The 16,993-nt window shown below is 44.2% G+C and carries 11 protein-coding genes; 1 reads left to right on the forward strand and 10 read right to left on the reverse strand.

Features of this window, described 5'->3' with window-relative positions; all coding sequences use genetic code 11:
• Positions 1-32: 32 nt before the first annotated feature.
• Both HMPREF1548_RS01235 and HMPREF1548_RS01240 read right to left on the reverse strand, forming a co-directional pair.
• Entirely contained in the window at positions 33-1,787 is a 1,755-nt protein-coding gene (locus HMPREF1548_RS01235) for a sensor histidine kinase (protein WP_021633831.1), read from the reverse strand.
• The gene (locus HMPREF1548_RS01240) at positions 1,777-3,441 is read right to left on the reverse strand and encodes a response regulator (RefSeq protein WP_021633832.1); all 1,665 of its coding nucleotides are present in this window, start codon (positions 3,439-3,441) and stop codon (positions 1,777-1,779) included. The genes HMPREF1548_RS01235 and HMPREF1548_RS01240 overlap by 11 nt, the downstream gene beginning before the upstream one ends.
• Positions 3,442-3,992: 551 nt before the next feature.
• On the opposite strand from HMPREF1548_RS01240, the gene HMPREF1548_RS01245 reads away from it, so the two are divergent.
• Positions 3,993-4,871: a helix-turn-helix transcriptional regulator gene (locus tag HMPREF1548_RS01245; RefSeq protein WP_021633833.1), complete on the forward strand. Its 879-nt coding sequence runs from the start codon at positions 3,993-3,995 to the stop codon at positions 4,869-4,871.
• A gap of 6 nt (positions 4,872-4,877) precedes the next feature.
• Here HMPREF1548_RS01245 and HMPREF1548_RS01250 read toward each other — a convergent pair whose 3' ends face one another.
• The 8 genes from HMPREF1548_RS01250 to HMPREF1548_RS01285 form a co-directional block, all read right to left on the reverse strand.
• Positions 4,878-6,149 carry an FAD-dependent oxidoreductase gene (locus tag HMPREF1548_RS01250; protein ID WP_021633834.1) on the reverse strand — a complete coding sequence of 424 codons (1,272 nt, stop codon included), beginning with the start codon at positions 6,147-6,149 and terminating at the stop codon, positions 4,878-4,880.
• Positions 6,150-6,432: 283 nt separating this feature from the next.
• A complete protein-coding gene (locus HMPREF1548_RS01255) occupies positions 6,433-7,845 on the reverse strand; it encodes an endo-alpha-N-acetylgalactosaminidase family protein (RefSeq protein WP_021633835.1) in 1,413 nt (470 codons plus the stop codon).
• A gap of 24 nt (positions 7,846-7,869) precedes the next feature.
• Positions 7,870-9,744, reverse strand: coding sequence for a beta-galactosidase (locus HMPREF1548_RS01260; RefSeq protein WP_021633836.1), 1,875 nt, complete (start codon positions 9,742-9,744; stop codon positions 7,870-7,872).
• Between the two features lie 6 nt (positions 9,745-9,750).
• Entirely contained in the window at positions 9,751-10,671 is a 921-nt protein-coding gene (locus tag HMPREF1548_RS01265) for a carbohydrate ABC transporter permease (RefSeq protein ID WP_021633837.1), read from the reverse strand.
• A 15-nt stretch (positions 10,672-10,686) separates the two neighbouring features.
• The gene (locus HMPREF1548_RS01270) at positions 10,687-11,607 is read right to left on the reverse strand and encodes an ABC transporter permease (protein ID WP_021633838.1); all 921 of its coding nucleotides are present in this window, start codon (positions 11,605-11,607) and stop codon (positions 10,687-10,689) included.
• Positions 11,608-11,724: 117 nt separating this feature from the next.
• Positions 11,725-13,476: an extracellular solute-binding protein gene (locus HMPREF1548_RS01275; protein ID WP_035320547.1), complete on the reverse strand. Its 1,752-nt coding sequence runs from the start codon at positions 13,474-13,476 to the stop codon at positions 11,725-11,727.
• A gap of 88 nt (positions 13,477-13,564) precedes the next feature.
• The gene (locus HMPREF1548_RS01280) at positions 13,565-15,214 is read right to left on the reverse strand and encodes a response regulator transcription factor (protein ID WP_021633840.1); all 1,650 of its coding nucleotides are present in this window, start codon (positions 15,212-15,214) and stop codon (positions 13,565-13,567) included.
• Entirely contained in the window at positions 15,199-16,992 is a 1,794-nt protein-coding gene (locus HMPREF1548_RS01285) for a sensor histidine kinase (protein WP_021633841.1), read from the reverse strand. The genes HMPREF1548_RS01280 and HMPREF1548_RS01285 overlap by 16 nt, the downstream gene beginning before the upstream one ends.
• Between the last annotated feature and the right edge of the window lies 1 nt (position 16,993).

The following is a 16,993-nucleotide window of genomic DNA, read 5'->3' on the forward strand; positions in this document are numbered from 1 at the left end:
TTCCCCTATCCGCCCGGTTCTGGGACTCTCTGTCATTTTCCTATAAATATTTTGATAACGATATGCGCTCCGCCAAGACTGCTTCGACTTATTTCAAGCCCGCTTTTTTCACCCCAGTACAACTTAAGACGCTTATGGATATTTATAATTCCTGTTATTTCATCGGTTTTCTCCAGTTTTTCCCTTAATTCCCTCAAAGTATCATCAGTAAACATCTGCCCATTGTCTTCAACATGTATCTCCAGAATATCCTCCTTTGGCCGGAATGTAATACGTAGCATTCCGCCCTCTTCCTTTTCTTCCAGGCCATATTTCAGAGCATTTTCTATTACTGGCTGGAGAATCAGCCTGGGAACCATAACAGATTCATATTCCTTCGGAAGTTCTTCAAAATAAACATTAATCCGATCATGAAATCTCATATACTGGATATCTGTATAGCTTCGCGCATGCTCCACTTCACTTTTTAAAGAAATGCAGTTTTCATCATTCCTGGTAAGGAACCGGAAATAAGTTCCTAAAAGAGAAGCCAGCTTCTCCGCATCTTCCAGCTCTTCCCGCTTAATCTTATTTTTAAGAGAAAAAAAGCTGTTATACAAAAAATGCGGATTGATCTGCGCCTGGAGCTGCTTCAGCTCTGCCTGCTGAGCAAGTTCCTTCTGCAAAACCAGTTCTTCTATCAAACGCTTCGTTTTATCCTGCATATGATTAAAACCTTCAAACAAATAGCTGAATTCATCCTCACCTGTGTATTCCGTCCCGCCAGAGCTGAGGTTTTCCTTTTCCACTTTTGAAAAGGCTTCCATCAGTTTATTTAATGGCCTGTGAATGGTCTTTTCTATACTTTCAGAAAATACGACTGCCACTGAAGCTACACCTATAATATAAATAAACACGAGCCATTTATAGCTTTCCATGTTTTTAAGGACTTCTTTTTCCGGTGCATACTGTACAAAATATCCCAGATATGAAGATTGAGTAACCGATATCTGGTAATTTCCCTCTTCCGTTTTAATAACATCGGAAAATTCTTCCTTCTCCTCAAGTTCAGGCCGCAAAAGTTCCAAAATTCTGTTCCCCGTTCCCGCATTTTCTCCGCTTTCAATAAAAATACTCTGTTCAGGCTGGTATAGGAAGGAACCACTGTTATCTATTGTATTAAAATTCCGCAGTGTCTCTTTTATCTTTTTTTCGTTAAATTCTACCACAAACAAAACAGCCGGCAATTCTCTGGTCTGATATACCGGCACACCGGAGGATGACATAAACAAGGAGCCCTCCATATATTTCAAAGGAAAATCCGACATTGTATATTTCTGCCTTACAGCCTCAAAGTCATCAGCATCCATATCTGTAATATAGGAATCAGATATCTTCATCTTCGCATTCGGAAGATAAATAATGCCCGAAGCTACCAGCGGGTTATTTTCCTTCAGCATTATAATCCGTTCCTGTTCCGACAGGTAAGCATCCCTCAGTTCGTAGGCATTAAGAAGATTGGTATGTTCGACCAGAAAAATAAGTTTTCTATCGGAAAACATATTGTAGAGCATATTTTCCGTACTTTTTAAATGATTATCTATAGTTTCCAGATAAAAATCAGCTTGAGCGTCCATTTTGTCAAAAATGGATTTTTTCACCGTAGCAGTAGCCAGAAAATACAAAACCATGGAAAATAATACATTGACAGCCATAAAAACAGCAAAAATAATCAGTTGTTTTGTCCGGATTGATTTTTTGCATCCGATACCCTTTATCATACTTTTACCCAATTTCTTATATATCATTATTTTTTTCTCCGTATCTGTCACGATACTCTACCGGAGATATACCCACCGACTTTTTAAAAACCCTGGTAAAAGAAGGTGCCGTCAGATATCCAACGCGGACAGAAATCTCATTGATTTTACAGGCTGTGGTCGTAAGCAGTTTTTTTGCTTTTTCCAGCCTGGCATTACTTATATATTCAGTGATGTTGCAGCCATATCTTTGCTTAAATATTCTGGAAAGATAGGAGGCATTCAGGTAACTGATTTCTGCAAGCCTGGTCAGCGTCAAATCCTCCGCCAGATGGTTATCAATATACAGCAGTACCTTTTCCAGTACATCATTGGTTCTGCTCTTTCTTTCCGCATCCATTTCATCTGCAATAGCACCGGCTACAGCCTGCAGATAATTGGCAGCCTCTCTCATGCCTGCGTGCTTTTCTACGTAAATTAACTTATCCAGAGGGTAATCCGACCCTATTTTGTTTTTAATATGATTTATATTAATATACCGAAGTAAAAGAATCGCAATACTATAATACAGCTCCGTTGCCTTCAGTGTATCTTTTTTATCCTCCACACATAGCACGTCGGTCAGCTGCTGCAGCCTGGTCATAAAGTCACGAAATTTTTTTGTTTCAAGGGCTTCCTCCAGCCGCTTTACCTGCAGCTGAAGATTTACCGGCGCATTATCCTCAAGAAGCCCTGAGGCTAACGGAGCAGACTCTGCCATAATCGTTCTCTGCACATTGTTCCCAATCCTGTCAGCAGCCTCCTGCTTCAGCCTGTTCAAATAAGACTGTCCGTCTCTCAAGCGGCATCTCTCATCACAGGTGACAAAGGAAAGCGAAAGGGAGAATAAGATAAAGGCCTTTTCCTGTACATATTCCATTGCCCCCGCAAGATTAGTATACAGCCGCATCCAGGTTCTTGCCGAAAGAGAATCCTCCGGGAAACGAACCGGCTGTAAAAACAGAAGATAATAGCCATTAATATCATAATACAGGTAATAACTGATTCTGGGAGGCAGAAACTCTTCAATTATTTCACAAAGCGCCACCTCCCTTTCCGTTTCCTCTTCAAAGCTGATATTTTCTTCAAAGTTATCTGCCCGTAATAAAAAAATAAACAAATCCTTATCAAATCGGAGAGGTATTTTAATACGATTAAGTTCTTCCTGCGTTACATTGGCGGCTGCTGTATTGTGGAAAAATTCTCTCATAACATTTTTGCGAAGAACATTCTGGGCTTTTTTAATTTCACTCTGATGCTCACTTTCCTGCATTTCCGACTGCATCATTTTATCAATTTCTTCGAAGGCGTCAGCAACTGCAGATATCAGTACCTCATCCTCTTCACTTTTCAGCAGATACCTTACATCCTTGTAGCCGCTGATTTCATATAGATTATCAAAATCCCTGTAGCCGGTCAGAAAAATCACCCTGCATTTCGGCCAGTTTTCTTTAATCAGCTTGAACAGATCAATACCGTTCATTCCAGGCATTTTAATGTCTGTCATAACTACATCAAATTTTATTTTCTCCAGCAGCTTGACCGCATTCGTCGCTGATTTTGCCACATAGACATCTATATCCAAACCAGATTCATACTTAAACATTTCCTCCAGAGATTCCAGAATATCCGGTTCGTCATCCACAATTAATAAATTCCCCATACAGCTGCCGCCTTTCAATAAAACAAGCTACAATGCTTCCGTCAAATACCAAACTCTATAATGTATTATTTATCTGAGAAAAAATAAAGTTTACTTAAAATGTAGCATATTTTATCATTATAGGCTATAACATGTTAGCCTATTTTTGTAAAATTCTTGTAGTTGATGTAAAAGACATGCCGGCCATTCAGCAATCATATTCTAAACTTCATAATACAGTTCAACAAGGTAATAGATAACTCCTGAAACAAATCTGATTCACAAATTCCATCCTTTATTCCTCCATTCTCTTTCTGATTTAAGATAAAAAGTGCATGTATGATTGACTTATTTGCCTGTATTTTTTACAATAAAGGGAGAATTTTTGTAACTGTTCAGCAGGTCCGTGCATTTACTGCACAGACCGTAAGAAAGTGATTCAAGAGTGCAAAAATCCCATCTCCGCAGGCGATTTTAAATGAATACTTGCAAATAACTGTGAAGGTACTGAACAGTTACGAATTTTTGATCTTTCTTACCGAATACGCCATCATTGGAAAAGGAGCGCCCACATGCAGAATCTGGTAAACCATATTTTAGCTTACCTGGAATACCTGGAGTCTGTGTTCCAGCGGAATATCACCATTCATGAATTCCAGAAAATAACCTCGCCTTATCTGGCGCAGTTCCTTCCTTACCGTGTCCACTCCAATCCCTACTGCATTTATTTAAAATCACATCCTGAAATCTGGGATGATTGCATCATTAACCAGCAAAAATTATTTTCACTGCTGGAGAACGGCCCTTTCTGGGGCGTATGCCACTGCGGAGTAACGGAATATGTCTATCCCCTGAAACAGAGCCTCCCGGAAGAAAAGGTGATTGGCTTCATCAGTGTAAGCGGCTACCGTACCTGTACGGAAACCACCGCAGGCAAGCTGAGGCATATCTGTGAAAAATATGATTTGAATTATGAATCCGTACACAGTTTATTTAAGATGCATCTGTCGGCCGATTTGCCCGATACCACCCTGCTCGATACCTTGCTTTATCCACTTTCCTCCATGCTGGAAACTCTTTATCAAAAAGAATGCCTGCTCTACGGGGAGTCCCCGGCGCAGGCACAAGACGCGGATTATGTTCTTAACCATATCCTTCTTTTTATTGAAAAAAATTTTCACAGGCAGATATCCATTGAGGACATCTGCGCTGCCTTCCATTGCAGCCGTTCCTATGTCAGCCATACCTTCAAGTCTTCCACCGGCTGCAACTTCCGGGAATATATTAACCTCCTTCGAATCGAAGAGGCAAAAAAACTGCTTGTAAATACTTCTTTTTCCATTACCGAGATATCCATGAAAACAGGGTTTTCCAATTCCAATTATTTTTCTCTGGTTTTTCAGAGGATGAATGGAATCTCTCCAAAGGAATACCGGAAAAAGTATACGTAAAGCGGCCTATCTGCCAAGCATCTGCTGGAGTTCCTTAACAGGCACCTGTCTGGGGCAGATTCCTTCTCTGGTACAGATTGCCGCAGCATTTCCGGCGGCTTCTTCCAGCTTTACACAAATGGGCATAACCCGGTAGCTGGAATGGGCCATATGTGTTCCGCAAATATCCCGGCCGGCCAGAAGAAGCCCTTCCACCTTTTTAGGAACAAGGCAGCCATAAGGAATTGTATACCCCTTCTTTTGAGTGAATTTTGCCTGGCACCCGGTGGCATCCAGCCCCGCCCCGGTCAAATTATGTACGTCGAAATTAAAATGGGCATCCTTCACCGCCCAGTCCTCATGCTGCACCGCATTTTCCACATCTTCCCTGCGGATTGTGCTCTCTCCCAGAAAATGTCTTGTTTCCCGCACGCCTATAATAGATGCGCTGCTGATAATATAGCATTCTTCATATCCAGGCACGAAACGCCTTAAAAATGCTACAATTGCCTCCATCTGCATCCGGCAGTCCCGGTGCGCCCTGGCCAAATCCCCCGCACTGGTTCCATCGGCTCCCGTGCAGTTGGTCATATTTACAGTTACCACCCCTGGAATCGTGGAACGGTACAGCAACACATGCCCTGCTGGAGAAGGCAGGTTTGCTTTTCCCAAATCCTGAACCATGCCGTCCGGTACAGGGATATTCGTTTCAAAGGAACCCGGGAAAATGGCTCTTTTCTCATCCACTCCCGCCACTTTGAACATCAGGGTCATAGGCTGCATCTGACCGTCCTCTTCCCTTCCCTTATAAAAAGGCGCTCCCGCTCTTGCCGCTAAATCCCCATCACCGGTGCAGTCAATGACTGTACCCGCCATGACAGCCTCCCTACCTGACTTGGATTCCAGCAAAACGCCGCGTATGCGGTCTCCTTCCATAACTACATCTGAAGCAAACGTATAGGTACGTACCAGCACCCCTGCCTCCTCCAGCATCTCAAGCAGCACGTTTTTCAGCTTTTCCGGATTGATAGTCTGCCGGTCTCCATTGCGTTCATCGTCCCTGGAACGGTCCAGAATCTCTTCATACAAGCCCCCTCTGGTCTCCCCTGTCCAATGGCTCATCATGCCGGTGGTGGCCACACCTCCCACATCTCCGGCCTGTTCAATCAGCATGGTTTTACATCCCTGCCTGGCGGCGGCAACCGCCGCGCCGATACCAGCAGGCCCGCCGCCAGCTACCAGTACGTCAACACGGTCAGTGACAGGTATCTTTTTTTCCGGCTCCACATAATATTCCATAATAATCTCCTTTGCATACTTTTAATATTTTTTTGCTTCTTCCATAAAAATATCTCTTTATTTGTAAGTTTTCCTTCATAAACGGGCATTTTTTCTATAAAAAAATGCATGCATAAATGCCTTATTCCCCTATTCATTTTACAAATGTCACCTTTTTGGCCAGAGACATAGTGATGAAACCTTCCAGGAATATGCTCGGAAAGGTTATAATACTTTTACTCATCCGCAAGCTGCTGGCATTCCGAAAATATGGGCTGTCGCATAAATCGACAGCCCAAAACAGTTATCCATCAAAAACAATAATCAACGCCTCCTGCTTCTTCAATGACAAAGTAATACTCTCGTTTGAAAGAAGAATGCTATTTAATATTTGAGCAGGATTAACTGTTGATAAAGATAGAATTTCTTTAACTCTTAATCCGCAAAATTCTTTCGGCAGCCTCCAGCACTTGTTCGTGTATCCGTCTGATGTGTATAATAATAACTCTTTCTCTCTCCACAATAAGGGAATGCAAATATCATTTCCTTCGCGAAGCAAGACCCCTTTTTCAATCAAACGATGACCAGCAAGCTCCGCTTCCAGTCCATCGTTATAGATTGCCCTCGTCCTGCCTGCGCTGCCCTCAAATCCCAGCAGCCTGCGGCAGTTCTGGTAATACCATGCCGCGCCGTCCAGGCAGAAGGTTTCCAGGAATCTCTTTTCCCCCTCTTCCCGGGAAATACGGAATCCATCAAACTGGCTTTCCCCATGAACGCCGTTGCCTGTCAGGAAACCAAGCCCTTCAAAACCGCAGGTGTTCAAGTCCTCATTATATCTTCCTCCGCAAATCAGACTGACCGGCCTTTTTATATAATCCTCCTGCTCCTGGTTCAGCCACCAGATCATGGGCACAAGCCCAATTAAATCATCCGCCTGCTGCTTTGCGATTTCCTTTGGCAGCTTCCCCTGATCCATCCCCGGAAAGCGATAAAGAAATTCCGTAGTAACATCGATTCCCCGCCTTCGGAAATAACGTATAACCTTCCTCCTGGCATTTCGCTCCTCTTCCAGAGAACTGTCTGAAGACTGCCTGCAAATATATGCGTCAATATGAATTGTCCCGGCCGCTTCAATGGGCAGCATAGCAAGAAGGCCATTTATCCGCCGGATTGCATAACCGGATTCCCATTCCTTTTTATAGCAGATCTGATATGCCGTTTTTCCGGCTCCCCATATGCCAGTTGCCATATAAGAACCATCTTCATTCTTCGCTATCAATTCATTTTCCAGGTACTCCTGCCACAAAGGGCTGTCTTCATAGGCATCCGTCATATTAATATGCAGGCTTACCGTGGTATGATATACGGCGGCTTCCCTCATCAGCCATTTCAGGCTTTCTGCCCCATCTGCGTCCTGTGTTCTTTTCAGCGCCTCATTCACGCAGGCAAATGATGGATATTTATCATCATGTCCGTGAAACTGCCAGCCTACAAGATAAAGAATTTTAGGTATTTCCCTGGACAGCCGATCCACACAGCGGATTACCTCCAGCGCCTGGGCAAACGTAAAAAACACCTTTGTACCCCCGTCCTGAGTTGGCACTGATAAAAGCAGTTTCATAGTCATCGTTTTCGAATAGTCATAGTTATAAGGTTTCTCCGGTTCCATGGTTTCCGTATAATCATAATATTCTCCCGAAATATCGGACCAGTTCATTTTTGCTCCCCGCCTTCCTGCTGTCTAAATATCTGGATAAAACAGCACGCTTTCCAGATTTCTTCCATTCTTCCTCTCACATTCAAAATAAATATCCTTCTCCGGCAGCAAAGGCTGTATTGCTATTTCCAGGGAAGTGACACCCAGTGGTTTATAAAACTGCGCATATTCTCCGTAATAAAACTGATCCGCAATCAGCCTTCCGTTACCATAAACAGACAAAACATCCCCATAATAATAAAGCCGAATTGCCCCGGCTCCAAAGGGTACGTCTGCCATCCACCGATAGGCTTGCGTCTGCCTGAAAATAAGGGGAAGGCCATCCTCCCTATTTTCCTGTCCGTGAAAATCTTTTCTAACATAGACTGTTATCCCTTCCACCTCAGCCATGTCTTCTATTATCCGGCTGACTCCATTGTCAAACACAAACAAAGGCGTAATCCCGTCAACCGCTTTAAAATAGAAATCCATTCCATCTGTAAATAAAGGCTGGGCAAAGGCATAGTCCAATGTCAGCTTATCGCTCAGCTTCATTCTGACAGGGAACAAAAAACAGGCATCCGAAGGTATCACCGGCAGTTCTATTTCCATTTTTCTATCTTCGAACTGTATTGCCATACATATATCTCTGTGTTCGGGAAGTTTTTTCCCATGGTGATGGTTATTAATAAATAAAAACCCTTCCCTTCCGTTGCTGCGCATACAGCAGCGCAGCGTCCGTATATCCTCCAGCCCTTTGGGACGGCAATCGGGATAAGACGGTATCATAGGAGCCAGCCTTTCACCGAAACTCTGAAGGAAGGTACAGATATTCTGCAATTTATAATAGGACTCCCTCAAAAATCCCGCTTCCCCGACAGGCGCCTGGAAATCATAAGAGATTACAGGACAGTCATTTGGATAACCAGTCTCCCTGCTTTCCTGCATAGTAGAAAGCTTCCCCAGGGGATTGCTCCCTCCGTGAAACATATAGAACCCCAGCCAGTTACAGCCGTCTCCCAGTGTGGTAATGGCCAAGGCCAAGGCATCCGCCGCCGTAATCCGCGGCCTTCGGTGATAGCATGGCTGTACTCCCGGACCTGTCTCACAGGTAAAATAGGGTACGCTTTCATCCTGTATGACTTCTTTCACTGGCAGCAGATCATTTCCAATATAACTGTCACTGCGTATACCTGTAAAGAAAAAATGCGGATTAGGCAGTGATGGGCCTGTACTCTGATTCCATGGCTGTTCCGGATATCCCCCAAAGGTGGGAATCATCTTATGCGTCAGCGGGCGCATATCAAAGCCCCACGCTGTGGCAGTAAATAAATCTGCCTGAAATCCGCACTCTCTGGCCAGATCATATAGCCTATCCAGATGCTCTGTATTAAAAACCAATTCATTCTCTATTTGTATGGAAAAAAGCCTCCGCCCCAGCAGATGCTCCGTAATCCGTTCATAATAACGCCTGACGTAAGCCATGTAGGGCATTTCATTACATCTTATTTTATCTTTGCATTTCTCCACAAGCCAGTCAGGCAATCCCCCATTTCTGCATTCACCATGGACCCAGGGGCCGATCCGCAGCGTTACCTCCAACTCTTTTTCATGACAGAGATCGATAAATTCACCCAGATTCCGGTTCCCATCCCAGCAGAATTCATTTTCTGTTTCTTCATGATGAATCCAAAATATATAGGTGGAAACAATACTTAATCCGGCATTTTTCATTTTATCCAGTTCCGTATCCCACAGTTCCCTGGACAGTCTGGAATAATGAAGCTCACCGGAAGCCGGAAGCCATGGTTTTGCGTCCTTTATCAAATATCTGCTGTTCACCTGGCAGATCCTGCCTCCATACCCTGAAAGCAAAACCGGGGTTGGCGGAACTGCTGCCTGAAACGTATAAGTATCCATCTTTTCCTATCCCTTCACGCTTCCAAGCGTCAGCCCTTTCGTATAATATCTCTGCAAAAACGGGTAAATAATAAGAATAGGAACGCTGGAAATAACAATCTGTGCCGCATTCGTAGCCGCCCGGCTTACTTTTCCCAATTGGCTGAGCTGTTCTGTGGTCATATTCTGAATATCCGGCACAGTAAGTATGGACTGCAGATAGGTCTGCAGCGGAAAATCTTTCTGCAGGCTCATGTAAATCAGCCCGTCAAACCAGGAGTTCCAGTGGTTTACAAAGATAAACAGCACTATCGTGGCCAGCGCCGGCTTTGCCAGCGGAAGAAAAAGCCTGGCCATAATAGTGAAATGCCCCGCCCCGTCAATTAACGCGGATTCTTCAATTTCCTTTGGCAGATCCCTGAAAAAATTCATCAATATCAGTATATTGAATACGGATACCGCCCCGGGCAGAATTAAAGACCATATCGTATTAAGAAGCCCTGTATATTTTACCACCATATAAGTGGGAATCATCCCACCGCTGAAAACCATAGTAATAATGAACAAAGTGACATACCACCTGCGTCCATAAAGCTGGCTGTCCTCTTTGGACAATGGATAAGCTGCAAGTATTGTGCAAAGAAGCTGCAGCGGCACTCCCAGAAGCACACGTTTGACGGAAACAAAGAAGGCGGTATAAAATTCTTTTTTCTGCAGAATAAATTCATAGGAAAAGGTACTGAAATTAACTGGCAGAAGCTTCACCAGACCGGCCTCCACGCTTTCCGGCGCGCTGAAGGATTTCATCAATATATGCCATACAGGCAACAGGGAAATCACTCCCATAAAAGTCAGAAGCAAGTAATTGAAGACCTCAAAAGCCCTTCTTTTCCGGGAACTGCCCATGAGGATCTCATCTGTCGTTCTTGTTTTTTTTGCATTTTTCATTTCCCGCTTCCCCCTTTAAAAGATTCTGTAATCGCAGTGTTTTTTTGCCAGGTGATAGGAGGTGACCATAATAATCAGGGTGACCACCGACTTAAACATCCCCACAGCGGTAGCCAGGGAATATCTGCCGTTTTCCATACCCATCCGGTAGGTGTAGGTGTCAATAATGTCTCCCGTGGAATATACCATGGGATTATAAAGCATAAACACCTGATCAAACCCGGCATTCATGATGTTGCCGATTCCCAGGATGGTCACCAGAACTACGGTGGAAGCAATGCTGGGAATCACAATATTTCTTATCTGCTGCCACCGTCCGGCGCCGTCAATGGCCGCCGCCTCCAGCAGACTTACATCCAGACCGGTAAGTGCCGCAAGAAAAATAATAGTATTAAAGCCAATTTCCTTCCACAGATCGGTTGCCACCAGCATGAAGGGGAAAAGCTTCGGATCGCCAAAGAAATATGGTGCTTCCAGATGGAACGCTTCAAACAGAGAACTGACAATTCCGCCTCTGGGTGAAAAAATATCCAGTAAGATTCCCCCAAGAATTACCCAGGACAGGAAATAAGGCAGAAAGGTTACTGTCTGTATTCCCTTACGGAACCAGCTTTTTCTCACCTCATTGAGCAGAAGTGCAAAAATAAGAGGGAACACAATTTTGGAGACAATTTTCAGCACCGCTATAAATAAGGTATTCCAGACAGCGCGTGGGACATCGGGCATATTCAGCATATATTCAAAATGATCCAGCCCGACCCAGGGACTGTTTGCCAATGAGCGGAAAAAACCTTTGTTGGACGGAATATAGTTCTGGAATGCCATAAGTAGCCCCACCATGGGACCGTAACAGTAAATAATCAGAAGAGACACCGGAAACAGCAGCATCAGATGCAGCGGAAGCTGTCTCTTAAATTTTTCTTTTTTAAATTTCATTCCTGAGGCCTCCTTCTATACAGGCTTTTATATCAGAAAATGCAGAGCGGGTACACTCTGCATTTTCCAATTCCGGATAGTACACGCCAGGTACTATTCATTTACTTCTGTGTCAGTTTATTTTGCTGACTCGATGACTTCCTGTGTAATTTCATCACCGCCCAGCTTCTTCCACTGTGCCACCATGTCATCCCATGCAGAAACCGGTTCTGCCCCTGCAATAATCTTGGTCATAGTCTCCTGCGCCATATCTCTGTAGATAGGGAGCTTCTCTACCATATTCTCAGAGGGCAGCTTCCACCACACATTCTTTTTCAGCATAGAGGCATCATTTAATCCAAATACCAGATAATATGCATGCCCTTCCTCAGGATAAACCGCATTCCATCTGCTCCACTTTTCGGGATTCTTCGTTTCCACATATTCCATAACTTCGTCATATTGTACCTGAAGGCTGGCATTCAGACCGGATTTATCTTCTTTTTTAATCGCTTCAAACAGAGCCTTATGATCGTTCATTTCCTGATCCGGATCATGAACTGCGATAAACTCCCCTGCGCTTACTGTGGTTTCCAATGTCTTGCTGTCAAAATCCGGGCTTTCAGGATCGGCCAGTCTATAGTATGCGTTCATCATCTTAACAATTGCTTCGGGATGTTCGCATTCTGCGGATACTGCATAAGCCACATTGACCGGCTGATATACGAAGATCGGAGGCTGTGAACCATCCTTAGTCGGCATATTCATGGCATACCATTCTGCCTCGGGATTGTTCTTAATCGTATTCTGGATCGCCCAGTAAGGAAGCCCCCTTACACCGAAGGTCATACCGCCCTTGCCTGCATTCATGTCCTCCATGATTTTGTTATTGTCCATAGTAATGAAATCCTTGGGGATAGCGCCTTCCTTATAAAGATCAGCCAGCAGCTGAAGCCCTTCCTTTACTTCCGGCTTTTCTCCATCCCATACAATATTTCCGTTCTCATCCTCAGAATAGAAAATCATATAGTCATACCAGGTACAGGGCTGTACGCCGTATGCGGGGAAGAAGCCATACAGGCCGCCCCAGTCATGAAGCAGGTTACTCTGCCCTGATACCGCAAGGCCATAGGTATCATCTTTTCCATTCTGATCCGGATCATCTTTTGTAAAAGCAATTGCCACATTTTTAAAGTCTTCAATGGTTTTTGGCACGTCCAAACCCAGATTATCCAGCCAGTCCTTGCGGATGAACAGCGGGAATGCATTATTCTCAAGGCTGGTGATGTTCGCCGGGATGAACATTACTTTCCCATCATAGGTAACACTGGCAAGGGCCTCCGCTCCCGTTCCTTCCAGAAGATATTGATGAGGCTCCGGAGCCAGATAATCGTTCAATGCCGTTGTCATATCGCTTACCATATCGGCTTTGATGAGCGTATCCATCTGCTGGGGATTTACCAGCATTAAATCAGGAATAGAACCTGATGTAATGGCTACATTCACCTTCTCGTCATACTGAGAGGCATCTGCTTCCAGTGCGATCTCCACATTGATATTGTAGTCACGAAGCAGGACCTCTTTCCAGTATTCATCCACCTTTTCGGTACCAAAGCTGCGGCGTGCCACCGTAATTGTTACCGGCTCCTCATATTTTCCGTAAGGATCCACTTCCGCCGTGTCTAACGCATCTGCCGTGGATGCATCGCCTGTTTCCTTTGCGGGAACAGTTTCCTGAGCTGCCGTATCTGCCTCACCGACTGTCCCGGTTCCTGCTTCTGACGCGGCGCCGCCCGTCTGCTCCGAACCGCAGCCCGCAAGGAATGTGGATGCCGCCATACAGGCCGACAACGCAACTGCCCATAATTTCTTCATGTTACACTTAACCATTTGTTTCCCTCCCTTTTTATTTGTATCAGGTATACTTAAATTATATTTTCGCAGGGAGAAAAACACCATATTCTATACTTTACCTTTGTTAACAATTCTTTTCTTTTTCCCTGTAGTCCGTTGGTGTCTGTCCTGTATGCTTTCGGAATACCCTGGTAAAAGACTGTGCCGAATCATAACCCACGCGGATTCCGATGTCCTGAATTTTCTCACTGCTTTTCAGAAGCAGTTCTTTTGCCTTCCTCATCCGACAGTCCAGTACATATTCATAAATATTAACCCCTGTCACATTCTTAAACAGCCGGGACAAATAGGTGGCATTCAGCCCCGCCTCCTCTGCCAGCCTCACAAGCGACAGATCCTTCTCCAGGTTGGCTTCAATATAATTACGCACCCTTGTGACTGCAGACAGAGACCATGCCCTTTCATCAGAAAAATGGATTTCAAAGATACAGTCCGATATATCCTGAAGATAAACGGCCGCCGCCCTCCAGGAGCTGTGCAGCTCCGGATGATACAGCTTGTAAAGATCCGTTTTAAATATCAGCTTTTCCGTCAGTTTCCAGCTGTTTATATATTTCAGGATCACTCCCATAATACGGTAATACACCTCCAGGGCAGGTCCATAGTGAAAACTGTTAACCTCTTCCAGACAGGAGGTCATACGGATCAGCAGCTCCTTGTAAGCCTCCGCCTTTCCCAATTCCAGATATCCTTCCAGTTCATTGATATAGGCCAGCTGCTTCTGGCTGTCGATTTGTCCCCTATCCATCTGCCAGATATCCTCTGTCTCATAGCCGGAGCAAATAATTATTCCTTCCGACAAAAGGCGTGCCTTGTATCCAAGCGTTCTTTTCAGGTAACTGAAAATCTGGGGAAGTTCTTCCCAGCCTGACGGTTCCTTATAATAAGTCAGCGACAGGGTATTATTCAATGTGAATTTCACATGCTTCTGCAAGTATTCCAGTTTTCCGTTAAGCATGGACTGCGTCGGCAGCTTCTGTTCCTTCCCCCCTTCTTTTTCCTGCAGAATCCATATCAAAAGATCCTGATCAGGCAGAAAAGAGGCGATATAATATGACTCCTCAAATAACTGCAGAAACATCAAATCCGCGGCGGCACGTTCACGATCCTTGCTTCCGGGATCCTCCTTTTCTTCCGCCCCGTCAAAAACAGCGCCAATCAGAATGCTCTTTTCCCGGGTAGACAAAGGTATTCCCAGTTCCTTCATCCTCTTATCTGCCTGTTCCCTGTCTCCCCCGGCCCCTGACAAAAACTCTGATAGGAACTTGTTCCTTAGCAGAGGCATTGCCTCATCCAGCTGTCTTCTGAACAGCTGAAGTTCTTTTGCCTGATTATAATTTTCCTCGATTTCCAAAAGAACTTCCCTGACCGTTTCAATAATCTTTTCCTTGGGTTCCAGTTTGGTCAGATACCTTACATCTTTTTTCTGGAAGGAAGAATAGACATAATCAAAATCCATAATGCCGCTGATGAAAATCACCCTGCATTCCGCCCACCGCTCCTTAATGATATCGTACATCTGCAGGCCGTCCATTCCCGGCATTTTAATATCGGAAAGGACCACATCCATTCTTATTTTTCCCAGACATTCCAATGCTTCTCTGGCCGAATGCGCCTTGTAAACATCCAGCTGCAGCGACTCCTCCTGCAGCAGGATCCTTTCAAAGTAATCTGCCGCTTCCCATTCGTCATCCACAATCAGTAATCGTTCCATCGCATTTTATCCCCATCCCTTAAAATCCGTACCGTTACCCTGATCCCACCATAGCTGCTTCTGTCAAACTGCAGGCCGCACCGTTCATCATAAGCAAGCCGAAGCCGTTCATGAATATTAATCAGGGCGGTTGTCTCCCCGGTTTCATGTTCTTCCAGCATTTTGCGCATACTTTCCAGTTTTTCTTCGGATACCGTATCGCCATTATCTTCAAATACAATATCTAAAAATTCATTGTTTTTTTCATAGGAAACTTTCAGGAATCCCCTGTAGTCAATGACTTCCAGCGTATACAGGAACATGTTTTCCAGGATTGGCTGCAGTATCAGCCGCGGCACGGGAATGGATTCACAATCTTCCGGAAGCTCTGCCCGCTCCATATCCATCCTGCTTGCAAACCTGGCGTATTGAATATTACAATAAATGCAGGCATGCTCCACTTCCTCCTTCAAAGGGATGATACTGCTTTTATTTTTTGTTATGAAACGAAAAAAATAGCCGAGCTGCCTGGAAAAGTCGGCAGCGAACTCCATATCTCCCATATCTATCCGGTTGCTAAGTATCAGAAAACTGTTAAAAAGAAAATGAGGGTTTATCTGCGCCTGCAGCTGTTTTAACTCTGATTTCTGAATTAGTATTTTCTGCTTGTATTGCTGATCGATTAAGTCATTCAGCCGCAGAAGCATATCGTTAAAATCATCATAAATATACCGAAATTCATCTTCCTGCCTGTGTTCTACACGGATATCCAGGTTTCCGGCCTTCACCTCACGGAAACCCTCCATAAGTTCATGAAGCGGCTGATGGATTTCTTTTCTTATATATATGGCAAACAAAAATACAGCAATAACCGAAACGGAAGCAAATGCCATCATCCATAGCCTGTAATTTTTCAATTCCCCGAAAACCGCATCCGCTGCCACACAGTTTACCAGTCTCAGATCCTGAAAACCAATATCCGTATATACAATAAAATATGATTTACCATCTATTTTCCCATCCAAAAACAGTGTCTTTCGTTCCTCCGGATGAGGCTTTCCCTCTTCCACTTCCTTTTCCCGGATGCAATTACGCACCGCTTCCTGAAAAGCTTCATTTTCTTCCCCTATAACCATTTTCTGTTCTTCGCTTACCAGAAATACACTCCCGTCCCGTTCCTGACGCTGTTCCCGGAGATAACTGTTTATCGCCCGTTCTGACAACGTTGTCTGCAGCATAAACTGCATTTTCCGATTTGTCATATTGTAAAGCTGAGGATAGGAAATCAATATCATGCACTCGCCTTCATGATAAAGGATATGGGTATGGCAGTTTTTTTCATATTCATCAATAATCCGCCGAATATGGTCATCTATTTGGCTTACCATGCGGGTTCCTATATACTGATCTATCGCCGGAATAATTACTTTAATTTCCTGAACCAGTTTGCTGCTGGTCTGTATGGGAACGATCCTGTTTTTTATATTCAGGATCATTTCTGATTTTTCATAGTCTGTATAGATAGGTATATCAAGTGTCAGCTTTTTCAGATCCCAATCATTAATCAAATCATATTGAAGCAGTGTGATTCGTTCCAGCTCCGTCCTCAGACTTTCAGAAAAATTGGCATTCTGAACAGACAGCTCTTTTTGAAGCTGCCCTTTTATTGTAGCTATCCCCACAGAATAAAGGCCATAAGCCAATCCAAGTATTATTATGATAAATCCCAAAAAGGCACCGCAGATTTTGGTAAATATCGTTCGAAGAATGTTCGACCTTTTCCCTTTCCCTTTTGCCACC

The organism is Clostridium sp. KLE 1755 (assembly GCF_000466465.2).
Classification (GTDB): domain Bacteria; phylum Bacillota; class Clostridia; order Lachnospirales; family Lachnospiraceae; genus Eisenbergiella; species Eisenbergiella porci.

What these genes read in the sequence shown, in the direction of transcription:
- HMPREF1548_RS01245 (WP_021633833.1), top strand. Translation starts at nt 3,993, where the DNA reads ATGCAGAATCTGGTAAACCATATTTTAGCTTACCTGGAATACCTGGAG.
- HMPREF1548_RS01265 (WP_021633837.1), bottom strand. Translation starts at nt 10,671, where the DNA reads ATGAAAAATGCAAAAAAAACAAGAACGACAGATGAGATCCTCATGGGC.
- HMPREF1548_RS01270 (WP_021633838.1), bottom strand. Translation starts at nt 11,607, where the DNA reads ATGAAATTTAAAAAAGAAAAATTTAAGAGACAGCTTCCGCTGCATCTG.
- HMPREF1548_RS01280 (WP_021633840.1), bottom strand. Translation starts at nt 15,214, where the DNA reads ATGGAACGATTACTGATTGTGGATGACGAATGGGAAGCGGCAGATTAC.
- HMPREF1548_RS01255 (WP_021633835.1), bottom strand. Translation starts at nt 7,845, where the DNA reads ATGAACTGGTCCGATATTTCGGGAGAATATTATGATTATACGGAAACC.
- HMPREF1548_RS01250 (WP_021633834.1), bottom strand. Translation starts at nt 6,149, where the DNA reads ATGGAATATTATGTGGAGCCGGAAAAAAAGATACCTGTCACTGACCGT.
- HMPREF1548_RS01260 (WP_021633836.1), bottom strand. Translation starts at nt 9,744, where the DNA reads ATGGATACTTATACGTTTCAGGCAGCAGTTCCGCCAACCCCGGTTTTG.
- HMPREF1548_RS01275 (WP_035320547.1), bottom strand. Translation starts at nt 13,476, where the DNA reads ATGGTTAAGTGTAACATGAAGAAATTATGGGCAGTTGCGTTGTCGGCC.
- HMPREF1548_RS01235 (WP_021633831.1), bottom strand. Translation starts at nt 1,787, where the DNA reads ATGATATATAAGAAATTGGGTAAAAGTATGATAAAGGGTATCGGATGC.
- HMPREF1548_RS01240 (WP_021633832.1), bottom strand. Translation starts at nt 3,441, where the DNA reads ATGGGGAATTTATTAATTGTGGATGACGAACCGGATATTCTGGAATCT.